At 57.8% G+C, this 17571-nt stretch carries 9 protein-coding genes; 5 read left to right on the top strand and 4 right to left on the bottom strand.

Annotated elements, in window-relative coordinates; translation table 11 throughout:
- Positions 1 to 467: 467 nt before the first annotated feature.
- From OPU69_RS15005 to tnpA, 4 genes are all read right to left on the bottom strand, one after another.
- The gene (locus tag OPU69_RS15005; RefSeq protein WP_498512102.1) at positions 468 to 1226 is read right to left on the bottom strand and encodes a hypothetical protein; all 759 of its coding nucleotides are present in this window, start codon (positions 1224 to 1226) and stop codon (positions 468 to 470) included.
- Positions 1227 to 1442: 216 nt separating this feature from the next.
- Positions 1443 to 3101, bottom strand: a complete 1659-nt coding sequence (tnpC, locus tag OPU69_RS15010; RefSeq protein ID WP_498512104.1) for an IS66 family transposase — start codon at positions 3099 to 3101, stop codon at positions 1443 to 1445.
- 65 nt (positions 3102 to 3166) lie between these two features.
- A complete protein-coding gene (gene tnpB, locus OPU69_RS15015; RefSeq protein WP_067490403.1) occupies positions 3167 to 3520 on the bottom strand; it encodes an IS66 family insertion sequence element accessory protein TnpB in 354 nt (117 codons plus the stop codon).
- Entirely contained in the window at positions 3514 to 3969 is a 456-nt protein-coding gene (tnpA, locus tag OPU69_RS15020) for an IS66-like element accessory protein TnpA (RefSeq protein WP_291056271.1), read from the bottom strand. Before tnpA ends, tnpB begins: the two co-directional genes overlap by 7 nt.
- A gap of 212 nt (positions 3970 to 4181) precedes the next feature.
- Here tnpA and OPU69_RS15025 point away from each other — a divergent pair, with 212 nt between their 5' ends.
- From OPU69_RS15025 to OPU69_RS15045, 5 genes are all read left to right on the top strand, one after another.
- The gene (locus OPU69_RS15025) at positions 4182 to 4595 is read left to right on the top strand and encodes an ASCH domain-containing protein (RefSeq protein WP_498512107.1); all 414 of its coding nucleotides are present in this window, start codon (positions 4182 to 4184) and stop codon (positions 4593 to 4595) included.
- A 176-nt stretch (positions 4596 to 4771) separates the two neighbouring features.
- On the top strand, positions 4772 to 9910 hold the full coding sequence (locus OPU69_RS15030) for a DEAD/DEAH box helicase (RefSeq protein ID WP_498512109.1): 5139 nt from the start codon (positions 4772 to 4774) through the stop codon (positions 9908 to 9910).
- A complete protein-coding gene (locus OPU69_RS15035) occupies positions 9907 to 12705 on the top strand; it encodes a DEAD/DEAH box helicase (RefSeq protein ID WP_498512111.1) in 2799 nt (932 codons plus the stop codon). Before OPU69_RS15030 ends, OPU69_RS15035 begins: the two co-directional genes overlap by 4 nt.
- On the top strand, positions 12705 to 16781 hold the full coding sequence (locus tag OPU69_RS15040; protein WP_498512113.1) for an Eco57I restriction-modification methylase domain-containing protein: 4077 nt from the start codon (positions 12705 to 12707) through the stop codon (positions 16779 to 16781). Before OPU69_RS15035 ends, OPU69_RS15040 begins: the two co-directional genes overlap by 1 nt.
- Positions 16778 to 17557, top strand: coding sequence for an HNH endonuclease (locus OPU69_RS15045; protein WP_498512115.1), 780 nt, complete (start codon positions 16778 to 16780; stop codon positions 17555 to 17557). The genes OPU69_RS15040 and OPU69_RS15045 overlap by 4 nt, the downstream gene beginning before the upstream one ends.
- Positions 17558 to 17571: the final 14 nt, after the last annotated feature.

Here is a 17571-nt window from a genome sequence, read left to right on the forward strand (position 1 = left end):
CTGCTCCCCTGGAACTGGCGACCCGCTCAAATCCACCGTCAGGCTGCCTGAACCGCGGTACTCACCGCAGGCTTACGCTACACCAGTTGGAAAGGGCAGACTGAACTGACGCAACAAGCCGGTTGAAACCGCCGGAGCAGGAAAACCCGTTCGACCCCGGCACTTCGAGTGCGTGTTATTGGGAGGGACCTGAACCGCGCGAATGGCATCAGGGCCAGCGGCCTACAAGCCGCGCGAAAAGGCCGGACACATGGGCGCCACGACCAGCCAGCGCAGGACAGAAATACCCTTGCCAACGGAGAGCCGTCCACACAGGGGTCGTTTGCTGAATGGCAGGAATTTCTCAGGACCGGGGCAAAGCCGACATGCCGCTTTCGGGATCGCTCACCGGCCCGGTTTATGGCGACTCCTGGGTGGTTTGCGGAATGTCGGCTTTTGGTTCTGTGAGATCAGTCTCTTGGCTCGCGCTACTCTCGCGTTTTGTAGCCGAAGGTCAGTACACTCAACTTCGCGCCAGCACCTTGGCGGGTCTTCAGATCAACGAAGACGTAGTCATGCTTGTTGAAGAAGGAATCATCGACGAGCACGACCCAAGTGTCTGACGCTCTGCCTCCCGACCGTCCGTTGATTGATTGCCAAGCCTTCGACCGGCGGCTCGGCATTGCAGTCCACAACCATTGCTGCCAGCCATCGATTTTGTCAGAGCCATCACGGTGACCGACATGTCGCTGGGTGCCGCGCCCTCTGAACATCTTGGAGATACGATCTGGCAGGCCAGCATGCTCTTCGCCACCGATGACCACAAGCGTGCAGCGGTTTTCGCGTAGATCGCTCCTTGAATTGAGAGTTTCGAACTTGATGACGAGTGTGTGAGCGCGCACCTCGTCTACCAACCCGAATGCCGGAACCTCGGGATCGGAAATCCCGAATTGCGCCCGGGCCGTGTCATCAAGCGGCTCCCAACTGAGATCGTCTTCAGGAGGCGCAGATCGTCCGCTGACCCGGTTGGCGTCGAAACAATGGCGCTGGAGATAACCAGTGGCGTCAAGCTTCGCAGGTGGCGCTCCCTTTCGGCGACTTACCACAATCTCGTTCAACTGGTCTGACACGGCTTCTTGGCCGGGCTCGCTGGGCTGACCTTGGCCCGCGAGATGAGCAGAGCTCAAAAATACTGTCAGAGGGACAAGCGGGCAAAGGCGCAGCAGGGCGTTTCGCGAGCTAATCATTTGTCTCCTGTGGTCTTACTCTTCTCAGCTGGAATTCTGTCGCGCCACAGCACACAATATTCATACCATTTCATGCACTTGAGGCAAGCACTCCAATGCCGCCTTGGATGCGCGAGCGTGAAATCGGCAGCGCTTTCGTTGACCGCTTCGGGGTCGGTTCCTGAATGGCAGCTTCTGGCGGAAAATCGCAGATAGCTGCCATTGGCGCAATGGCCCTCACGCGACGTACTGGTCACCGGATTGAGCCGCCTTCCATGTCCAGGGAAGCAGTTCGTCGATGCGATTGATCGGATGACTCTTGCCGATGCGGTCGAGGACGTCCGTCAGCCAGATTTGCGGGTTCACTTCATTGAGCTTGGCGGTCTCGAGCAGCGAATACATCGCCGCGGCCCGCTCGCCGCCGCAGTCCGCACCGGCGAACAGCCAGTTCTTGCGCCCGACCGCGATGCCGCGCAGCGCGTTCTCGGCAAGGTTGTTGTCGATCTCAAGCCGCCCGTCCTGGGTGTAGGCAAGCAGCGCGGGCTTTAGCTTGACGGCATAGCGCAACGCCTCGGCCAGCGGCGAGCGTGCCGATGCCTTGGCAAGGACGCCATCTGCCCATGCGAAGAAATCGAGCGCGATAAGCCTCGATGCCGCTCGCTGGCGCAGACGCTCCTGGGGAGGTTCCTGCTCGATCGGCCGCTCGATCTCGTAGAGCTGCGCGATGAGGCCGAGCCCCTTGCGCGCAGCAGAGCCGCGATCGGCAACAAGGACATCGTGCAGCTTGCGCCTTGCATGCGCCCAGCAGGCGACGGGCGTGATAACGCCGGGCTTGCGGCCGGGATCATAGAGCGGGTTGAATCCGGCATAGGCATCGGCCTGCAGAAAGCCCGAAAAAGCCGCAAGATGCTCGCGTGGCCGTTCACCCTTGCGATCGGGACTGTAGCGGAACAGCGCGGCAGGCTTGTCGCTCGGACTCCATCGCCGGTTGTCGCGCAGATAGACCCATAATCGCCCGGTCGACGTCTTGCCCGTACCGGGAGCCAGCACCGGGACCGGTGTGTCGTCCGCGTGGAGCTTCTGACTGGCCATGACGTGGGCACCGAGCCGCTCGACCAGCGGATCGAGCAGCCAGCTGACCTGGCCGAGCCAGTCGGCCATGGTCGAGCGGGACAGCTCGACACCTTCGCGCGCATAGATCTGCGACTGGCGATACAGCGGCAGGTGATCGGCGAACTTGGCGACGATGACGTGCGCCAAGAGGCCTGGGCCGGCGCGGCCGCGCGGGATCGGCAGACCGGGTGCAGGTGCCTGAGCGATAGTATCGCAGCATGTGCATGCAAGCTTGGGACGGACATGGCGCACCACGCGGAAGCTCGCAGGCACGTATTCCAGCACCTCGGTGACATCTTCGCCGAGAATGGATGCCGCACTGCCGCACGCCGCGCAGCGATCCGCGCCGGGCGCCGGATGCACGATCACATCGCGCGGCAGATGTTCGGGCAGCGGCGCGCGCTTGGGTTTGCGCTTGGCCTCCGGCGGTTCGGCCTCGTCCTGATCGACATGCCCGCGCATGACGCACTCGGCATGGGCCTGCTGGGCTTCGAGATCCTCGAGCGTGAGTTCCAGCTGATCGGCAAGCTGCGTCATGCGCTCGGACGACTGGCCGAACTTCATCCGGCGCAGCTTGGCGAGCTGAGCTTTGAGCTTCTCGATCTGAAGCGTGGTCAGCTTGATCGCGTTGCGTGCGGCACTGAGCTCATCGCGGGTAGCGACATGGGCTTTGCGCTCCTGCGCCAGCGCCTGCTCCGAGGCGACCAGACGCGCCTTCATCACCTCGGCAAAGGCGCGAAGCTCGTCCGGATCGGAAGGCAGATCAAGTTCGGTGGGAGACATGAACAGCGGATAACATGACGGGCGATCTTGACCAAGCCGAAGGCAGGAAAACCGCGCCCGAATCGCTAGATATGCACAGGCCTCTGCGGGGGTTTTGGCGCCACCGTTCGCCGCCAGTCCATCGCCTCCAGAAGCAGCGAAAACTGCGCAGGGGTCAGCACCACTCCGCCGTCGACCAGCGGCGGCCACACAAAGCGATGACGCTCGAGACGCTTGGCGAACAGGCACAGGCCCGTGCCGTCCCAGACCAGCGCTTTGAGGTAGTTGCCGCGCTTGCTGCGGAACAGGAAGACATGCCCGTTATAGGGATCGAGCCGGAAAACTTCGCTGGCAAGCACGCTGAGCCCGGCGAAGCCCTTGCGCATGTCGACCGGCTTGCTGGCCAGATAGACCTTGGTTCCTGACGGCAAGCTCAACATGGCACGGCCTTCAACGCGCGCAGAACCCGGGCGAGCGCCTTCTCGTTGACGAAGCTGTCGACGGTCAGGCGCGCACCGTTGCCAAGCTCGATGGCAATCGCGCCTGCTCGTTGTTGCCCGGGCGGAGGAGAAGCCGCAACATCTTGCGCCAAGGGGCCGACCGAAGACTCCGGTTCGTCAGCAATGATCTCGCACGCTGAAGCTCGCTCCGGGGTCGCCACGAACTGGCCACATGGGATGAACTCCAGCGCCTCCCTTGCAATCGCTTCAGCCTCGCGCCGGTTGGCACGCCAGTTGTAGATCACACTCTTGGCAATGCCATGCCTGCGCGCGACCGACACCACCGTGACATCGGGACGCAGGCTCTCGGCGACGATCGCCGCCTTCTCTGCGTCAGAATAGCGCCGCCGTCGCTCCGTGCGCACGATCACGCCGCCACCTTCGATCACAGGACCTCCTTCTGGAGTCCAGAAAGAACTCCCTTCAGGAACCGTCCTTCACCGTCCAGCGCCGACCGCGCAACACGTGGTCGGCCGGACGCTTACGATGGCTCTGGGCAGTTTCTTATCTTTCCTGCCCATCCCTTGAACGTGGAGACACGCGTGACAGCTCGGAGAGACGGCACCTTCCAAGTTTCACAACCTGACGAAAGGATGTCGCCATGACCAACCGTATCGAGAAAGCCCTGATTGTTGCCGACCCTTGGATCAGCCTGATCCTCGATGGAAAAAAGACCTGGGAGATGCGCTCCCGAAGCACCACGATTCGCGGCAATATCGGCCTCATCAGGAAAGGCAGCGGCCTCGTCTGCGGCGTCGTCAAGCTCACGGGATGCGGCGATCCACTAACGCCCGACGAGATAATCAAGCATTTCGACCGCCACAAAATTCCGGCGCACATGATCGAGAGCGGCCAGGTTGCGAGCTGGAACACGCCATGGATCTTGCAGGATGTGCGGAAGTTCGCATCCCCTGTGCGCTACACTCACAAGTCGGGTGCCGTCACCTGGGTCAACCTCGATCCTGAGGTGACCGCGCAGATTGAGCGGCAAATGCTCCAAGCAGCAGGACGTTGAATCCACCGGGCAGGCTGAGATTTCCTCCGATCTGGAGGTAATTCTTAGCCTGCACATCGATCTATAGACAGTCTGTTACAAACACTTGGCGGTTCCGATCGCCTATCCTACAACACCATCCACTATCCCTCTGGCCAGCTGGTTCAGCGGGTGATTTGAATATCGAGGTATAGTTCATGAACGTCTTTGATCTGGATAAGAATGTCATCTCGACATACGAATCTTTTTCAAGATCGTTCGCCAAGATCCGGGCTGAGGACCTTCAGTCCCAGATATCGGGGATATATGATCAAGGGACCTTTTGGCCCGAGCCTTTGCTCGGGATAAATCCACACTATTTGCACGATCGGCGGATCGATGAGCTGACCGCCAGCAATGACCTTGATCCAGCACTTTCGTCCATTTTTGCAAAGGGAAATCCGCGTCAGCCCATCAGACTCTACCGTCACCAAGCTCAGGCAATCGCGAAGGCAAAAACCGGCCAAAGCTATATCGTCACAAGCGGCACCGGATCAGGAAAATCGCTCTGTTTCTTCATCCCAATCATTGATGAAATTGTCCGCAGCCGCCGAGCTGGCGAGCCGAAGGGCACAAAGGCCATCATCATCTATCCGATGAATGCACTGGCCAACAGCCAGTTCGAAGAGCTGCAAAGCTATATCCGCGATTGTGATCTGCCCGAACATCTGAAGCCCACCTTCGCCCGGTTTACAGGCCAGGAGAAGGAAAACCGTCGGCAACAAATCGTGGATGAAAATCCGGATATCATCCTGACCAACTTCATGATGCTGGAACTCCTGATGACCCGGCAGGACAGCATTGACCAAGGGATGATGGCCAACGCCCAAGGCCTCCGCTTCCTTGCCTTGGATGAACTGCATACCTATCGCGGTCGTCAAGGGGCAGACGTCGCGATGCTAGTGCGCCGGGTCCGGCAGAGATTGGCTGGCAACAGCAAGCTGATCTGCATCGGCACATCTGCAACCATGTCTTCAGCTGACGATGATTCCGAACGAAATCGTGCTGTAGCTGAAGTTGGCAGCCGACTTTTTGGTGTCCCGGTCAGCGAGCACGACATCATCAATGAGGATTTTCAGCGAGCGACTGACCCTACCAAAACGGCCAAAAGCCTGGGAGGAGAGCTTGCACGCTTTTTGGGCAGTGACATTCCGGAAACACTGACCGATGCTGAACTCAGGGATAATCCGCTTGCCATCTGGATCGAAACCCGGATCGGGCTTGAAGAGGGATTAAAGTGTCGGCGTCGCCCTCCGATTACCATGACTGCTGCAGCAGGCCTGCTATCGGAAGATAGCGGGCTTGATGTCGAACTCTGCAAAACCCGGCTCAAGCAGATGCTCGCGATCATTGGGTTACCCGAATGCGAACGGGGTGGAACGAGTGACAGGTCATTTCTGACCTTCAAGTTGCACAGGTTCATCTCTGGCGCAGGAACGGCATATGCCACACTGCGCCCAGCTCCCGATCGGCTGGTATCCATCACCGGTGACAAATACCATCCAGAAGACCCTGATGCGCGTCTGTATGCCACGTATTTTTGCCGTGAATGTGGACAGGAGCATCACCCTGTCACCATTCTCGCCTCGGGCAGTGTCATTCCGCGCGATATCGACGATCTGCCGAAAAACCCGGTCGAAGACGATGGCGCAAAGCACGGTTATATCGTGCCTGCCGCCCACAGTGAGGATGCCTTTTCCGGTGATCCCGGCGACTATCCCGACGAATGGCTTGATCCGACATCCGATACACCAAGGCTCAAAGCTGGATATCGAGGGAAGTTCGAAGGTCGACTGCTGAAGGTCGGACCGGATGGCCAATTAGATGACGGCGGGATTGAAGCCTGGTTTTTCGTCGGCCCGCATCGCTTCTGCTCGGCCTGCAAAAACATCCCATCCTCACAGGCAAGGGAGCGGAACAAGCTGGCAAGCCTTTCAGCAGAAGGCCGTAGTTCCGCAACCACATTGATCACGGCGGCACTGCTGCAGGCCATGCACGATGACGGATCGCTAGGCCAATATCAGCGCAAGCTGCTGGGGTTCACTGACAACCGGCAGGATGCGGCCCTGCAGTCGGGGCATTTCAACGATTTCATTTTTGTCACGCTGCTCCGAGCGGGACTGCTGAAAGCCGTAAAGGATGCCGGCGACGCCGGATTGGAACATCAGCGATTCGGCGATGCAGTGCGAATTGCTCTCGGGTTCAGCAGAGAAAAAAGAGACAGACTCGTCGAGTGGATGGCTGATCCAAATGCTCGTGGCCTCATTGCCTTTGAACAGGCCGAAAACACTATAACCAAGGTCCTGGCCCACCGGGTTTGGACCGATCTGCGCCGTGGTTGGCGATATACCAATCCTAACCTTGAGGACCTCAAGCTTATCGAAGTCCGCTTTCCGGGGCTGGCAGATCTCGCAACAGATCTTTCGCTGTTTATAAACAACGATTTCCTGCGTGAAGCGTCGGTAGAAACGCGAACTGAGCTTTTCACCATCCTGTTTGACGTGATGCGCAAAGGCCTGGCTGTCTCTACCGATGCGCTTGAAAAGCAACTTGTCAGTCAGGTTGCGCAAGAGGCTCAACAAAGCCTCCGCTTTCCCTGGAATATCGAGAGCTCAGAAATCGATCGGCTCCCGTCAGCAGGCATTTTGATGGTCGAAGCTCCCAAAAGAGAGACCATTTCAAATGCTGAGAATGACGCCATCGTGCGCGGCGGGTATCTGAGCCGGCTGGGAAAAATGTTGCGTGATGACCGACTTTGGAATGGAAAATCTCCGAGAAAGAACGATTATGGCGACTTCATTAAAACGCTCATAAAGGCGGCAGAAGCTCACCAGATCATCCGCAAGATACCGATTGGTGGAGGTGAGGCCTGGCGATTGTCACCTGCTGCGTTGCGCCTTCATCTGGCCAATCCCAGCGATGCCTCCGACTCAGCAAACCCATTTTTCCGCGAACTCTATTCATCGGTTGCAGCTTCGTTAGGCGCCGATGGCGCTCTCACTTTCTCGTTCGAGGCACGTGAACATACCGCGCAGGTTGAATCCGAAGTTCGCCAATGGCGTGAAGATCGCTTCCGTTATGAACAGGCGGACCGAGACCGGATTGAGGACCACAAGGAGGAAATGAAGGACAAGGAGGAGCCCGACAGCTTCCTTCCTGTCCTCTACTGCTCACCCACCATGGAGCTCGGCGTTGACATCAGCGCCCTCAGCACCGTGTATCTCCGAAATGCGCCTCCGACACCGGCCAATTACGCTCAGCGAGCAGGCCGCGCAGGTAGAAGCGGGCAAGCGGCTCTGGTTGTCACCTATTGTGCGGCCCAGTCTCCGCATGACCAATATTATTTCAACGACAGGCAGCAGCTTGTAGCTGGGCAGGTCAAGCCGCCGGCCCTGGACCTCGCCAACCGCGACCTGATTGCCAGCCACATTCATGCCGAGTGGCTGGCAGCTGCCAAGACCCCACTGGATTCCTCAATCCCTGCAAATCTCGATCGGGAAGATCCGGGCTTGCCCGTTGACGAGCGACATCTGGTAGCCTTTGCAAAGGTGCCCAAAAACGCAAAGCTTCCGACAGATCTGAAGGCGATACTGGACACGGTTACGCCCTATGTGGAGATAGCGGCACTTCCTGAACTCGCTGATGCTGAGGCGCTGATCGCGAATGTTATCGCCAGCGCAAGTGACGAGTTTGGCCATACATTTGAGCGCTGGCGTGACCTGTATCGTGGCGCGCTTCAAGAACAGGAAGATGCGGACAAGGTTCGTAGCAAAACCAATGTGGCGCCCGGGGAGCGAAAGGCAGCAGCAAATCGATACCGCCTTGCGGCTGAAGAGCTTGAAATGCTTGTGCATGGCAAAGCCCACAACGGTTCCGATTTTTACACCTATCGATACCTGGCCACCGAAGGCTTTTTGCCCGGCTACAACTTTCCCAGATTGCCGCTCTACGCATTCATTCCAGCTATGCGCGGGGCTGCTGTTCTCCAGCGTCCACGCTTTCTCGCCATTTCGGAATTCGGCCCTAACAGTCTTGTCTATCACGAAGGCAGAGCATTCCGGATCATCAAGGCCAAACTTCCTGCCGGCCGCAGAAGCGATGACGGGAACCTTGCCACCGAGACCCTGATCCTGTGTGCGAATTGCGGTGCTGCAGAGACCTCACCAACAGCGGAACGGTGTCGCGCTTGCGGTCATCCCTTGGCTGGAGCAGAGCGGCTCGACAGCATCTTTCGTATCGATAATGTCGAGACATACCCCACGGCCCGTATCACCGCGAATGACGAGGACCGGCAACGGCGGGGCTTCGACATCCAGACTGTATTCGCCTGGACCGGTGACCATGGCGAGGTGCAGACCATTGCCCTCAAACACGACAACACAGAACTGGCGACGTTATCGTTCGGTCGGCGCGCAAAGATCACACGCCTGAACAAGGGTCTGAAACGGCGTGCAGAAAAATCCATCTGCGGTTTCGTAATCGACCCGATCACAGGGCGCTGGCTCTCCGACAAGAACAACGACGACGGCACTGGGCTTGAGCCTGGAAAATCGCGGCAGCAAAGGATTGTCCCTGTTGTCGAAGACCACAAAAATTCGCTTCTGTTCCTGCCTGACCCGTCCCTCGGGTTCAGCGTAGCCGAGATGGCAACGCTACAGCATGCCTTGATCAGAGCTATCGAGATCAGCGAATCCCTCGAAGAAGGCGAAATGCTGGGCGAACCCATGCCCAATCGTGACGAGCGGCATGGTTTGCTGCTCTACGAAGCTACTGAAGGCGGAGCGGGCGTTCTCAGCAGGCTCATGAACACGCCCGACCGCTGGCAGGCATTAGCGAAGACCGCACTCCACCTGATGCACTATGAGTTCGATGCAGACGGGCAGCTCGTTGATGGCGAGCGGCCATGTGTCGAGGCCTGCTACAGATGCCTGATGTCTTATTTCAACCAGACCGACCACGAGCACCTCGATCGGAAGAACGAGAAAGTCGTCGAGTTTCTGATAAGCATGGCACGCTCAGAAGCGGTTGGGAAAAAGCCGACATCATCCAGCGCGAGTTCCGAACCATGGCTGCGGATGATCGCTGAATGGGAGCTACCAACTCCTTCACCGATCACGATCGATGGCCATGAACACCCGCTATACTGGCCACAGCATCTACTGCTCGCCGTGCCAGGAGGAGTGCCAGTGGGCCTGATCGACCGATGCACATCGCGCGGAATTGACGTCATCGATCTGCCGTCAACGCCACCTGCCACACTACCTGCCAATCTTGGTCAATATTTCGGGAAATCATGATGGAAGTCGCAGAATATCGACCTGGAACTCTGGTCACCGCACGTGGCCGTGAATGGGTGGTGCTGCCGTCGCAGATGGCATCGACCATGCGTTTGCGCCCGTTATCTGGCTCTGAAGCCGACGTCATTTCGCTCGTTCCGGCACTTGAGCGAGTTCCTGTCAAAGCATCGACCTTTGCACCACCGACGATCGATGCCATTGATAATCAGGATGGAGCCCGCCTTCTGGCCGATGCTCTGCGTCTCGCAATGCGTCGGGGCGCTGGTCCCTTCCGCAGTGCCGCTCAATTGGGGGTCGAACCCCGCGCCTATCAGCTTGTCCCGCTGCTCATGGCCCTGAAGCTCGACGTAAAACGATTGCTGCTTTCAGATGATGTCGGGATCGGGAAAACCATTGAGGCAGGCATGATCCTGCGTGAAATGTTCGATAGGGGGCAGATCGACCGCTTCGCCATCATTTGCCCACCGCATCTTGTATCGCAGTGGCGCGAAGAGCTTACGACCAAGTTTGATCTGGATGCTGTTGAAGTAACGGCATCAAACGCCCGATCGCTGGAGCGTGGCCTGCCAGCATCGCAGAGCCTCTTTGAAGCCTATCCCTATACCATTGTCAGCCTCGACTACATCAAGGCTGACTCACGCCGAGATGAGTTTGCCCGGGCTTGTCCTTCCATGGTCATCGTCGATGAAGCTCATAGCTGTGTCGGTGGGGACAAGGGGAAGAGCAAGCACCAGCGATACGAACTTCTTCAGCGGCTGGCAGCCGATGAAGAGCGGCATATGCTGTTCCTGACAGCGACACCTCACTCCGGTGACGAAGATGCCTACAACCGCCTACTCGGCCTGATCCACCCCGACTTCGAGCTTGGCCCCGAGGGCGGTGATCGCAATGCCCGCGAGCGCTATGCCTACCGACTGCAGCAGCATTTCGTCCAACGGCGCCGTATCGATACCGAAGAGGAAGAGTGGCAGATCGGGAAAACATTCCCGAAGCATCTGGATGTCGAGCGACCTTTCGTCCTTACGGGCGACTGGGGAAAATTCCAGGAAGACGTGCTCGACTACTGTGTTGGCCTCACTCAGCGGGCTGGAGACAACACTCAGAAACGGCGACTGGCGTTCTGGAGCACCCTGGCCCTTATGCGGTGTATCGGATCGTCTCCGGCAGCTGCCCATCAGGCATTGACCAATCGGCTTGCAGGCCTTGGTGACGAAACCGAACTGCACACGGCAGTCTTCGATGAAGAGGACGGGCTGCTCAGCGACAATGACGTCGAACCTGGCACCGGGATGGCCGAGGACGAAAGACAGGAACTGGAACGGCTGATAGACTCAGCCGCATCACTGGCCGGAAAGTTCCAGCAGGATCCGAAGTACAAGAAGCTTGTCGGTTCGCTGACCGAGCTCATAAATGACCATAATGCCTCACCCATCGTCTTCTGCCGCTATATCGCCACCGCCAAGGCTGTGGGTGAAGCTCTCACCAAGCAGTTCAAAGGACACCGGGTCGAAGTCATCACGGGTGAACTCACCCAAGAGGATAGAAAAGCTCGGATTGCGGCGCTGGATCCAGATCAGAAGCGCATTCTCGTCGCTACAGACTGCCTGTCTGAAGGGATAAACCTCCAGGCACTGTTTGATGCTGTAGTCCATTACGACCTCAGCTGGAATCCTACCCGCCACCAGCAGCGTGAAGGACGTGTCAATCGTTTCGGTCAGCCGTCACCTTCGGTCTGGACTGTGATGATGTATGGCGAAAACAGCATGATCGATGGCGCGGTGCTGGAGGTCATTACCCGCAAAGCCGATGCTATTCGCAAGGCAACAGGCGTTACCGTGCCCATTCCAGAAGATTCCAACAGCGTTTCAGCTGCACTGATGCAGGCAATGCTGCTTCGGTCTCAGGGGCCCAGAGCTCAGGGCGTGCTCGATCTGTTTGGTTCGACAGAAGGTGTTGAAAGGCAATGGCGGGACGCTGAGGAAAATGCGCGCAAGAGCCGTGCTCGATATGCCCAAGGCACCATGAAACCGGCAGAAGTGATCCCCGAATGGCGGGCCATGCGGACACTTCACGGCGGACCTGATGAAGTTGAAAGATTCACCCGGCGTGCTCTGCAGAGGATCGGACAAAACGTCGTCCGGTCAAACACACCAACGGTCGTTTTTGACCAGCTGCCTCAAGCGATGTCCGAACGCCTCCGGCAACGCGGCCTGACGGGATCACGCAAAATAACGTTCCAGGATGATCCTGCACCGGGCGTGATGCACGTAGGACGGGTCCATCCCCTGGTTGCCACCCTGGCAGAAAGCCTTGCCGAAGGTGCGCTCGATCCAAAGGCCGTGAAAGAGGGGCGCGCTCTTGGTCGGTGCGGGGCATGGATGAGCAAGGACGTCAGCCAGATGACGACCATCCTGCTCATGCGGCTGCGCTTCACCATGACAACCAGCCGCAGAGCCAACCGAACGCTCCTGGCAGAGGAAGCTACAGGACTCGTCTTCTACGGAAACGATACAGTTCCTGCCATGTCGGGTCATCAGGCACTTGCGCTATTGGAGGCGGAGGCGGCAGCCAATCTGGATGAAGGTGCGATCCGGCGCCGCGTTGAACAGGCGTTGCATCGTCTGGATGCGTATCAGCCAGCCATCACTCGTTTTGCCAACGAGCGCGCAGACATATTGAGTGCCGACCATGAGCGGCTGACATTCGCAGCACGCGGGGGTGCCAATACAGAGGTGAAAGCTGCGATCCCGGCAGACGTCATCGGCCTCTATGTCCTGATTCCGGAGATCGCGTAATGGCCAGCAACAAGCGAGCAGCGGATATTGGTCTTGCCGCGATCCACATCGAGGGAAGCCTCATCGCTCCAGCAGAGGTTTTTCGTGTCGCCCATCAGGCCCCTGATGCACGAATGGCGATCGAATATGGCAGCCTCAAAGGCACGGATCTACGCGAGAAGATTTCGGGGCTTTTCAACGTTGGACGAGCAACATGGCGTGGATTCAACGCCATTCCAAACCCGACGATCCAGCAGACTGCAGCGTTTGCCAAGTCGATGCTTGAGGAAGTGTTTGGGTTCGACGGGTTACGTGGGCCTGTCGATCATTCGGTCAACGATCATCGCTACCGGATAGCCTTTGAGGCAAAGGGCGGTCGCGTGCCTATTGTCGTTGCAGCGCCAGACAGTGACGTTGATGCATTCGGCAAGGCAATGGCAGAATTTGGCGATGGGCCGTCAGGATCACGAGCCAGGCGCAGCCCTGCTGTATTGCTGCAGGATTGGCTCAACGCCTCTGATGATGCGCTCTGGGGCCTGGTGTTCGCAGGGGACCGAATTCGGTTGATGCGAGACAATGTGAGCTTCACCCGGCCGGCATATATCGAGGCAGACTTGGGTGCCATTTTCCGGGATGAGATGTATCCGGACTTCACAGCGCTTTGGCTATTGATCCATGCGTCTCGCTTTGGAGTCGAGGGGACGGCAACGTCGGATTGCGCACTTGAGCGCTGGCGTGATGCTGGTGAGCAGGCCGGGACCAAGGTCCGTGATCACCTGAGAGGAAATGTCGAGGAGGCACTCGAGTATCTCGCTCAGGGCTTTCTCGACGAGAACGACGATCTGAGAGACAAGCTCGATTCCGGGGCTCTGTCGATGCAGGACTGGTTCAATCAGATCCTGCGCACGGTCTACCGCGTCATTTTCCTTGCTGTGGCAGAAGACAGAAATCTCCTGCACATGCCGGAAACCAAGGCCGATATACGCGACCTTTATGCCTCTAACTACGGCTTTAGCCACTGGCGGGAACGAGCCGCGAGGCGATTGGCCTACGACCACCACACCGACAATTGGGAAACGCTGAATATCGTCTTCCACGCCCTGGAGCATGGCGCCAAGCCTCTTGGCCTGCCTGCACTGGGCAGCCTTTTCTCGTCGGATCAAACGCCTGACCTCAACAATGCCAAACTATCCAATCGCGCATTCCTCGAGGCAATGTTCCGCCTTGCGTGGTTCGTCGAGAACAACGTGCTCGTCCGCATCAACTGGCGAGACATGGCGACAGAGGAGCTTGGCAGCGTTTACGAAGGCCTGCTTGAGCTGGTGCCCTTCAGAGAAAATGGAGGGCGGACTTTCGTTTTTGCGGGAGGCGCTGAAACGAAGGGCAATGCCCGCAAGACGAGCGGAAGCTACTATACGCCGGACTCGCTGGTCCAAACGCTTCTGGATAGCGCCCTGGACCCTGTCCTCGATCGCGCAGAGCAAGAGGGTGGAGCAGAAGAACTGCTCAAGCTCAAAATCATTGATCCTGCATGCGGCTCTGGACATTTCTTGCTCGGCGGTGCTCGCCGGCTAGCAAATCGCGTTGCTCAGGCTCGCAACATCGATGCCCCCGATTACCAGGCTGCAATGCGCGATGTTGTCCGCAGCTGTATCTATGGCGTCGACCGGAACCCGATGGCGGTAGAACTGGCAAAAGTTGCCCTATGGATCGAGTCTGTCACTCCCGGAAAGCCGCTTGGATTCCTCGATGCCAACATCGTCTGCGGTGACAGCCTGTTGGGGATATTCGACCTCAAGGCCATTGAGGACGGCATTCCAGACGAAGCGTTCAAGCCACTGACCGGCGATGACAAGAATGTCGCCAGCGACCTGAAAAAGCAGAACAGAGCCGAGCGCGAAGGTCAGGCTTCATTCGATTGGGATCGAGGCGAAGGCGGGGCTCTGCCTCCAGAGAAACTGGCAGCCGATGTTGGAGACCTCCGAGATCTGCCAGAGGATACCATTTCCGATATTGAGGCTAAAAAAGCCAAGTTCGCCGCATGGGTCGTTGACCCAAAGCGCGCTGCAACTCAGCTGGCCTGTGACCTGCATATGGCCGCCTTCTTGATGCCAAAGAAGCAATCCGACGACCTGTTCACGCAGCCCCTCATTCCCACGACAGCTAATGTGCGACAGGCGCTGGCAGGCCAAAGGCCGGGTGAGGCGATGATCGAATCAGCTAGACATGCAGTTCGAGTAGCGTCGGTTCTTCACTGGCCGCTTGCATTCCCTGAGGTGATGATCGGTCGGGGTGGTTTTGACGTGGTTATCGGCAATCCCCCATGGGAAAGGATAAAACTGCAAGAGCAGGAATTTTTCGCGAGCAGAGATCAGGACATTGCCACGGCTGCAAATGCTGCAGCGCGAACAAAATTGATCAAGGCGTTAGCTGAAGCTGAACCAGGGACGCCTGCGAAACTACTGCATGAGGCATTCCAGACAGCCAAACGCGTTGCCGAGGCCTCCACCATCTTTTTCTCATCTCCGAAGGACGAAGATCCAACCAAGATCGAGCTATCGAAGGTCACCAAAGCAAGGCGATATCCGTGGACCGGCCGAGGCGACGTGAACACCTATGCTCTTTTTGCCGAACACTTCCTCAATCTTGCCAATGAAACCGGTAGAGCGGGTGCCATTGTGCCAACAGGAATAGCGACAGACGCAACGACGGCTCCTTTTTTTGGCCATCTCGTAGGCCATGAGCGTCTAGCCAGCCTCATCGATTTTGAGAATCGCGAGAAGTTGTTTGCTGCAGTCGATAGCCGGATGAAATTCTGTCTCCTCACCATAGGCAGCGGTGTGGTCGAGGCAGATTTTGCTTTCTTCCTTACTGATCCCACGCAGCTCGAGCAGTCTGAACGGCGCTTCACGCTCTCGCCAACCCAGATCGCCAGAATCAATCCAAACACCAAAACCGCACCGGTATTCAGATCACGCAGGGACGCCGAGTTGACCGCAGCGATATATGACCGTGTGCCGGTCCTTTTGGACGAAAACAAGGGTCAAACGGGTAATCCGTGGGGCGTGTCATTCATGCGAATGTTCGATATGTCGAACGATAGCGATCTGTTCCGCACAGAGGCCCAACTCGCTACGCAAGGCCTTGTCCGGGATGGAACAGACTGGGTGTCCCAAGAAGGCATCCAACCCAAACAAGCGTCTCTCGCATTGGCTGGCGGGCATGATGCCCAGCACCTCGATTTATCCAGCGGCAGTGTGGCAGGAGCAGCCACTCGATATGTGCCGCTTTACGAAGCGAAGATGATCCATCAGTTTGATCATCGCTGGGCCGCCTATGACGGCGAAAACAGTCGCGACATGACGGACGCAGAAAAACAGCAGGCTCACACAGAAGCTGGTCCACGGTATTGGGTCCCAGAAGGCGAAGTGCAGAGCCGCCTTCTAACCAAAAATTGGAACCGTCGGTGGCTGTTGGGGTGGCGAGACATCTGTCGGGCAACCGATGTTCGAACCGTGATTTCCAGCGCGATCCCTGTGTGGGGCGTCGGCGATAAATATCTCCTAATTCTGCCCAATGCGGACCATCAGCGTTGCGCAGCGCTGTTAGGCAATCTCGACGCGCTGGTTCAGGATTTTGCTGCAAGGCAGAAGATTGGTGGCACGTCGTTGAAATATTTCACGATGAACCAACTCCCCATCCTCCCTCCGGGCGCTTATGATGAGCGAGCGTTGGGCTTCATCGTGCCACGCGTGCTGGAACTAACCTATACAAGTCATTCTATGGCTCCATTTGCCCGTGATCTCGGTCATGATGGGCCGCCATTCGCCTGGGATGAGGATCGGCGCGCACAGCTACGAGCCGAACTCGATGCCTGGTATGCGCTGGCATATGGCCTGAACCGTGACGAGCTTCGCTACATCCTCGATCCTAAGGACGTAATGGGCGAAGACTATCCGTCTGAAACCTTCCGCGTTCTCCAGAAAAACGAACTCGCCCGCCATGGCGAATATCGAACACGCCGCCTTGTCCTTGCCGTCTACGACGAATTGACAGCCCAGGGTATGCGGCCTCGAACCGAGGGCTACCTGCGGTGACCATATCGACCGACCAGCGCCTGACCGATCTCCCCTTTGTCGTTCACAGCGAACTGCAAAGCGCAGCCAACGGGCAAGGTTACCGCGTTGTTGTCGGAGAATCCCACGGCTGGTTGTTCTGGTTTTCAGCCAGCGCGCCAGGTGAGATCGCAATTGCCAGTGCGGGCATTGGTGGCCCTTGGTTTCTGTCTATCCAGCATCATGGGGTGGTGCAGGAGTTGAAGGGGGAAAAGGCTTCGCCTGCAGCACATGGTCACGCGGGGGCGTTTGCATTCCAAACGCGCGATGAGCTTTGTGAAGCAATTCGCAGAACCTACGAACTCGCCCAATCGCTCCCGACACTGCCGCTCGAGAAGTTCAACCAGGAGTTGGCAAAAGTCGGGGCAACTGAGCGTGATGCGCTCGTCCGTCAGCGAGTGGGACAAGACATTTTCCGTCAGGCCCTCATGACATATTGGCGCGAAGCATGCCCGATTACGGGCATCACCGATCCCGAGCTTCTGCGGGCCTCTCATATCATCCCGTGGGCAAAGTGCTCTTCCGACGCGGATAGGCTCGACGTGCATAACGGGCTTTTGCTCTCTTCGCTTTGGGACGCAGCTTTCGACTCAGGCCTGATCTCGTTCAACGATGACGGAACGGTGCTGGTCTCCAGTTTGCTCAGTCCGTCCGCACGACGGGAGTTAGGGGTAGAGACTGCTCGGCCTCTGGTTCTCGCGGAACCGACACGGATCCGTATGGAATGGCATCGCAGAAATGAATTCAAACCCGATTGAGCAACGCTGAGGCT

Source organism: Blastomonas sp. 34TW (assembly GCF_059803595.1).

Coding starts and splice junctions, on each gene's coding strand:
- OPU69_RS15005 (WP_498512102.1), bottom strand. CDS start 1,226: ATGATTAGCTCGCGAAACGCCCTGCTGCGCCTTTGCCCGCTTGTCCCT.
- tnpC (WP_498512104.1), bottom strand. CDS start 3,101: ATGTCTCCCACCGAACTTGATCTGCCTTCCGATCCGGACGAGCTTCGC.
- tnpB (WP_067490403.1), bottom strand. CDS start 3,520: ATGTTGAGCTTGCCGTCAGGAACCAAGGTCTATCTGGCCAGCAAGCCG.
- OPU69_RS15025 (WP_498512107.1), top strand. CDS start 4,182: ATGACCAACCGTATCGAGAAAGCCCTGATTGTTGCCGACCCTTGGATC.
- OPU69_RS15030 (WP_498512109.1), top strand. CDS start 4,772: ATGAACGTCTTTGATCTGGATAAGAATGTCATCTCGACATACGAATCT.
- OPU69_RS15035 (WP_498512111.1), top strand. CDS start 9,907: ATGATGGAAGTCGCAGAATATCGACCTGGAACTCTGGTCACCGCACGT.
- OPU69_RS15040 (WP_498512113.1), top strand. CDS start 12,705: ATGGCCAGCAACAAGCGAGCAGCGGATATTGGTCTTGCCGCGATCCAC.